Below are 5,762 nucleotides of genomic sequence, written 5' to 3' on the forward strand. Positions count from 1 at the left end.
CGACCACCCGGCGCGGACGGCCTCTCCGGCCGCCCGCCTGACCCAGACGGAGAAACTCACCCTGGTGCGGGCGGAGGTCGTGGCCACGCCGGTCGCGGGCGTGTCGCTCGTCACGCTGCCCGGCGTGCCGCGCGCCGGCCTGCCGGCCCTGCGCATGGCCCTGCTGGAAGCCGGCGCGGGGCAGCGCTCGCCGCTGGCGCTGATGGCGACCTGGGACCGCGACCTGGCGCGGCGGGCGGGGCAGGCGCGAGCGCGCGCGATCCGGGCCGGCGGCCGGGCGATCGCGGCGGTCGGCGGCGTCGGCCCCCTGCCGGCCGGCCGCGCCTATGATGGCGAGGACCCCTTGCTGGCCGGCCGGATGATGGGCGCGGTCGCATCCGGGCTGATCGCCGGCCATGTGCTGCCGCTGTTCGGCGGCCGTGGCCAGCCCGACGCCGACGCGGCCGACGCGGCGTCCGAGGACCGCATGCTGGCCCTCCATGTCGCGCTCGAGCAGGCAAGGGGCGCAGGCATGCTCTGCCACGTCACGATCGTGGACGCGCGGCCATGCGGCGCGCTGGACGGCATGGAACGGACGCTGCGCGACGGATGGCATTATGGCGGCATGATCGCCCTGCTGGCGGACCGCCCGACGCCGGACGGCCCGGCGGCCCGCCGTCCGATACTGCTGTCGGCACTCGCGGCCGGAATCGACGTGGCGGGCGAACCCGGCACTGCCGATACGGCGTTGTTCGGCGCCTCGCTGCGCCAGGCGGTCATGAAGGGAGGCTTCGTGCCACCCGCCCGGCTGGACCGCATGGCCGCCCATGTCATGCAGTCGATGGACGACGCCGGCGTGACCGAGAATCCGCCACCATTCGGCGCGCTGCGCGCCCCCGTGCACTATCGCGACCCGCTGGCGGAAGACGTGGTCGCCGAAGGCACGGTGCTGCTGCGCGATGAAAACGCGATCCTGCCCCTGGCCGGCACCACCGCCGAGCCGATCCTCGTCCTGGGCACCGGGGCGGCGCGGGAGGCAGCGGATATCATGGCCGACGCCCTGAGCCGAGCAGGGCAGGTCGCGCGCCGCGCCGCCGATGCGCCGGCGGAAGGCCCCCTGCCGCCTTATATCGCCCAGGCCGGCCATATCGTCCTCTTCTCCGCCGGCCCCGAGGACGACCGCCTGATCGACGCGGTGGCCGACACGGGCGCGCATGTCCTCGTCGTCCTGCTGTCGGACGATCCCGCCCGCCCCATGCCGTGGCTGGATCAGGTCGACGGCGTGGTGCAGGCGTGGTCGTGGCGCGAGGGCGGCGGTGACGCGCTGGCGGACCTGCTGACCGGCCAGCGCGATTTTTCCGGACGCCTGCCCGTCACCTTTACCGGCGGCGCCGCGCCGCCCCACCCGCATCTGGCGGCATACAAGGCATTCGACCGGGCACATGTCGCGCCGCTGTTCCCGTTCGGATACGGGCTCTCGGCCCGCGCGCGTTTCGCCTATGGCGACCTGAAGGTAACGCGGGACGGCTCACGGCTGCTGGTCGCCTTCAGCGTCTCCAATCGCGGGGCCATGGCCGGCCGCGACGTGCCGCAGATCTATCTCGACCTCCCCGAAGGAACCGGCGACGCCCCCAAGCGCCTGATCGGCTGGCGGAGCGTGCAGCTCACCCCCGGACAGGCCGCACGGCTGGCGGTGGGGATCGACGCGCGCATGCTGGGCCACTGGAATCCGGCAACGCTGGACTGGGTGGTGCCGGCGGGCGAGTACGGCGTGTCGCTGGGCGGCCACTCCGCCAATCTGGGCCAGCAGACGACGCTCCACCTGCCGGAGATGCACATCCCCGGCGCCTTGCCCGACGCCGAAGGCGGCTGAGAAGCCTCCCCACGCTCAGGGCGGCGGCTCGCCTTCCTGCGGCGCAAAGCCCAACTGCACGATCAGGTCGCGCGTCGCCTGCGCCGCCGCCAGCACGGCACCGCGATCCACCCCCTTGCAGACCAGGGCCACGCCCCGCCGTCCATCCGGCCGCCTGAACGGATAGGACCCGATATCGAGGTCCGGATAGCGGTCCTGGATCTCGGACAGGCCGGCGGCCAGCGCCCCCTCGAACAGCTCCAGCGCATACCAGCTTCGCGAGGTCACGGGCGTGCCATGCCGCAGGGTCGGGGCCACCGCCTCGAACATCGCCTGCATGATGCGCGGCACGCCGGCCAGCACATGGACATTGCCGATGCTGAATCCCGGCGCGATCGAAACGTTGTTGGCGATCGGGGTCGCCCCCTGCGGCAGGGTCGCCATGCGCTGCCGGGCGGCATTGAACTCCCCCGGCCGAAAATGCGCTTCCAGCAGCCGGAAGGTCTCGGGATGGACGACCCACGGCACCCCGAACGCCTCGGCGACGCAGGGCGCGGTAATGTCGTCATGGGTCGGCCCGATGCCGCCGGTGGTGAAGACATGCTCGAATCGCGCCCGCACATCGCACAGCGTGGTCACGATCACCTCGCGGCGATCGGGGATGATCCGCACTTCGGCGAGCGTGATCCCCAGTTCGGACAGGCGTCGTGCGATATATTGCACGTTGACGTCCTGCGTCCGGCCCGAGAGAATCTCGTTACCGATGACCAGGATGCAGGCTGTCGGGTTCATGATGGCAGGTTCCCGTCCAATGGCATGGAACCGCATTATGAGCCCGGAATCCGCTTCCGGCCAGACAGGAGGATTGGGGCGATGAGGGAAGGACCGATGTGCGGCGTGCCGCGCTGCGTGTGGGAACTTCCAGCCATGCTGGGCGAAGGCCCCGTCTGGTCGGAAGCCGAACAGGCGCTGTATTTCGTCGATATCGTGGGAAAGGCGATCCACCGCTACCGGCCGGAAAGCGGCGAGCGAACCTCCTGGCCCGCCCCGGACCGGCCGGGCTTCCTGGTGCCCCTCGCCGACGGCACCTTCCTGTGCGGCCTGCGCGACGGGCTGCACCGGTTTTCCCCCGCCACCGGCCGATTCGGCCTCGACCTGCCCGTCGAGCCCGACCAGCCCGGCAACCGGATCAATGACGGCCATGTGGACCGGTTCGGCCGCCTGTGGTTCGGCACCATGCACGATGCCGAAACCGAGCCCACCGGCTCGCTCTATTCCGTCCGCCAGGACCGTGGCGCCCTGTCGATCCGGCGCGAGGATACGGGCTACGTGGTCAGCAACGGCCCGGCCCTGTCGCCTGACGGGCGCACGCTCTACCACAACCACTCACCCGCCCGGACCGTCTACGCCTTCGACGTGTCGCCCGAGGGCACCCTGTCGAACCGCCGGGTCTTCGCCACCCTGCGGGACGGCTACCCCGACGGCATCGCGGTCGACAGCGCGGGCTTCCTCTGGGTCGGCGTATGGGACGGCGGGCGGATCGAACGTCTGGGCCCCGACGGCACCAGGGTCGAGCCCATTCCCATGCCGGCCCGCAACGTCACCAAGGTCGCCTTCGGCGGCGCCGATTACCGCACCGTCTTCGTCACCACCGCCCGCAAGGGCCTGTCGGCCCGCCAACTCGTGGACCAGCCCCTGAGCGGCAGCCTGTTCGCCTTCGGCACCAGCATCGCCGGCCAGAAACAGGCCACCTTCACGCTAGACGCACCATTCGCTCTATAGAGGGGGTCGCCCCACCGAGGGCCGCCCCATAGAGGGTCTCCATGCAGAGGGCCGGCCGTCGCCGTCTCTCACACCAGATCGCGCAGCAGAGGCACCAGCGGCAGATCCGCTTCCGGCATCGGATAGGCCGAAAGATCGTCCCCCCGAACCCACGCCAGCGTCTGGCCTTCCCGCGGGCGGGGCACATTCTTCCAGCGCCGGCAGACATAGACGGGCATCAGCAGATGAAAATGCCCGTAATCGTGCGACACGAACGTATAGGGCGCGAGGCAGGACCGGCTGACATCCAGGCCAAGCTCCTCGTCCAGTTCGCGGATCAGCGCCGCCTCCGGCGTCTCCCCGGCCTCGACCTTGCCGCCGGGGAACTCCCACAGCCCCGCCATCGGCTTGCCTTCCGGCCGACGGGCCAGAAGAATGCGGCCATCGGTATCGATCAGCGCGACGGCGGCCACCAGCACCACGCGCTTCCGCTCCCCGGCCTGAGTGGTCGCGGCGCCGGACGACGCATCCATCGCCATATCCTCCCGGTTCGCCTCGAACAGCAGCACCGGATGCTCCCCGCCGCGCGAGACGAATTCCTGGTGCCCGGTTCCGGTCTCGCGAAACCCCAGCCGCCGCAGCACGGCGATCGAGGCCGGGTTATCATGCGCCACGGCGGCGGCCACGCGGTCCACCGGCATGTTGGCCAGCGCCCAGCGCGCGATCCGCCCCACCGCGCTGGTGGCGACCTTGCGGTTCCAGTAAGGGCGGCCGACCCAATATCCCACGGTGGCCGACCGGCGGCCCCGATCGACCTGCAACCCGATGCAGCCGATCAGAGAATCGGGCGTATCCGATTCGGGGTGGGTAATGGCGAAATGATAGGCCGCCCCCCGCCGCGCCAGTTCGGCGGTCGAGGCGATCCATTCATCCGTCAGCCCGCGCGGGTAGGGAAACGGCACCCGGCTGAGCATCCGGATCACGCTCCAGTCATTGACCAGCCGGTGCATCGCGCCCGCGTCCGACGACACAAGCGCCCGCAGCCTGAAGGGGCCGGCCTCCAGGGTGGTATCCGTCCGCTCGTCGATCATGGAACTGACATGGAGCTTGCGAAACCCTCAGCCGATCTCGGGTACGCGCATGCCGCATTCGGCCAGAAGCTGGCGCAGGTCGCGAATCACCGGGAACACTTCCTGGTTATGGTCGCCGCCCAGTTCGTTCCAGGCATTCTGCTCCAGTTCCACGATCTCGCGATCCTCGCGGAAGATCCGCTCGGTAAACGCGACCAGGAACGGCCAGGCCAGGTCCAGCACGCCCGGCAGCTTGGGGCGCTTGATCGACAGCAGCCCGAAGACCCGGTTGGTCAACTGTTCCTCGTCCTGCGGCACGTAGGCAATCCACAGATCCATCACCGCCTCGCCGCCGGTCGGCTCGATCTTCAGCGTCTGGTACGGATATTCGGTGCGGATGGTCATGACATCGCGATGGGCGAATTTCGCGCTGTTGTCGCGCTTCTGCCCGAAGACCAGCGCCTCGCCGATCGGCTGCTTGCCGCCGGTGCGGGCGAAGGTATAGCGCGCCTCGATCATGCCGGGGCCACGATCCTGGCCCAAGAAGCGCGGCTTCATCTGGCCCATCTGCTTCATGTGCATGAACTGATGGTTCATATCCATCAGGTTCTCATGCATGAAGCTGTAGTGGCATTTCACATGCCGGCCGAAGCGGCGGGTCTTGTAGTCGGGGTTGGCAACCTGCGACAGCCGGGGCATCGGCACGGTCTCGGCCTTCTCCGGGTCGCCGGGAAAGATGAAGATCAGCCCGTCCTGCTCGCGGCAGGGATAGGTCTTCACGCCGTTAGGCAGCTTGCCCTTGCCCAGATAGGGCACGTCGATGCACCGGCCCGAGCGGCCATAGGCCCAGCCGTGATAGCAGCACTGCACCGCCTGACCCTTCACCGTGCCCTTGCTCAGCGGCACCTGCCGATGGGCGCAGCGGTCTTCCAGCGCGAAGACATCGCCTTCAACGGGGCGCACAAGGGCGATCGGCAGGCCGGCATAGCGGGTGCCGATGGTCTTGCCGGCCTTGAGTTCGCGTGACCAGGCCACGGGATACCAGAAATCGGGATCGCAGCGGATGCGACGCAGATCCTCCCCAAGGGTCAGGGTGGGGC

Annotated in this window: 5 protein-coding genes; 2 read left to right on the forward strand and 3 right to left on the reverse strand. The window is 69.6% G+C overall.

Annotated elements, in window-relative coordinates; translation table 11 throughout:
• On the forward strand, positions 1-1,852 hold a 1,852-nt coding region (locus ABF821_RS19545; RefSeq protein ID WP_415531290.1), incomplete at its 5' end, for a glycoside hydrolase family 3 C-terminal domain-containing protein.
• A gap of 15 nt (positions 1,853-1,867) precedes the next feature.
• On the opposite strand, the gene ABF821_RS19550 is transcribed toward ABF821_RS19545, so the two are convergent.
• Positions 1,868-2,623 (reverse strand): competence/damage-inducible protein A, encoded by a 756-nt coding sequence (locus ABF821_RS19550; protein WP_182972695.1) that lies wholly within the window; start codon positions 2,621-2,623, stop codon positions 1,868-1,870.
• 81 nt (positions 2,624-2,704) lie between these two features.
• Between ABF821_RS19550 and ABF821_RS19555 the strand changes: the two genes are divergently transcribed.
• Positions 2,705-3,613 carry an SMP-30/gluconolactonase/LRE family protein gene (locus tag ABF821_RS19555; protein ID WP_415531291.1) on the forward strand — a complete coding sequence of 303 codons (909 nt, stop codon included), beginning with the start codon at positions 2,705-2,707 and terminating at the stop codon, positions 3,611-3,613.
• Between the two features lie 68 nt (positions 3,614-3,681).
• On the opposite strand, the gene ABF821_RS19560 is transcribed toward ABF821_RS19555, so the two are convergent.
• Together ABF821_RS19560 and ABF821_RS19565 are read right to left on the reverse strand one after the other, a co-directional pair.
• A complete protein-coding gene (locus ABF821_RS19560) occupies positions 3,682-4,683 on the reverse strand; it encodes a bifunctional GNAT family N-acetyltransferase/(deoxy)nucleoside triphosphate pyrophosphohydrolase (RefSeq protein ID WP_183009352.1) in 1,002 nt (333 codons plus the stop codon).
• Between the two features lie 27 nt (positions 4,684-4,710).
• Positions 4,711-5,754: a Rieske 2Fe-2S domain-containing protein gene (locus tag ABF821_RS19565; RefSeq protein ID WP_415531292.1), complete on the reverse strand. Its 1,044-nt coding sequence runs from the start codon at positions 5,752-5,754 to the stop codon at positions 4,711-4,713.
• Positions 5,755-5,762 lie beyond the last annotated feature (8 nt).

The organism is Gluconacetobacter sp. (assembly GCF_047721585.1).
GTDB classification, from domain to species: Bacteria; Pseudomonadota; Alphaproteobacteria; order Acetobacterales; family Acetobacteraceae; genus Gluconacetobacter; species Gluconacetobacter dulcium.

What these genes read in the sequence shown, in the direction of transcription:
- ABF821_RS19550 (WP_182972695.1), bottom strand. Translation starts at nt 2,623, where the DNA reads ATGAACCCGACAGCCTGCATCCTGGTCATCGGTAACGAGATTCTCTCG.
- ABF821_RS19560 (WP_183009352.1), bottom strand. Translation starts at nt 4,683, where the DNA reads ATGATCGACGAGCGGACGGATACCACCCTGGAGGCCGGCCCCTTCAGG.
- ABF821_RS19555 (WP_415531291.1), top strand. Translation starts at nt 2,705, where the DNA reads ATGAGGGAAGGACCGATGTGCGGCGTGCCGCGCTGCGTGTGGGAACTT.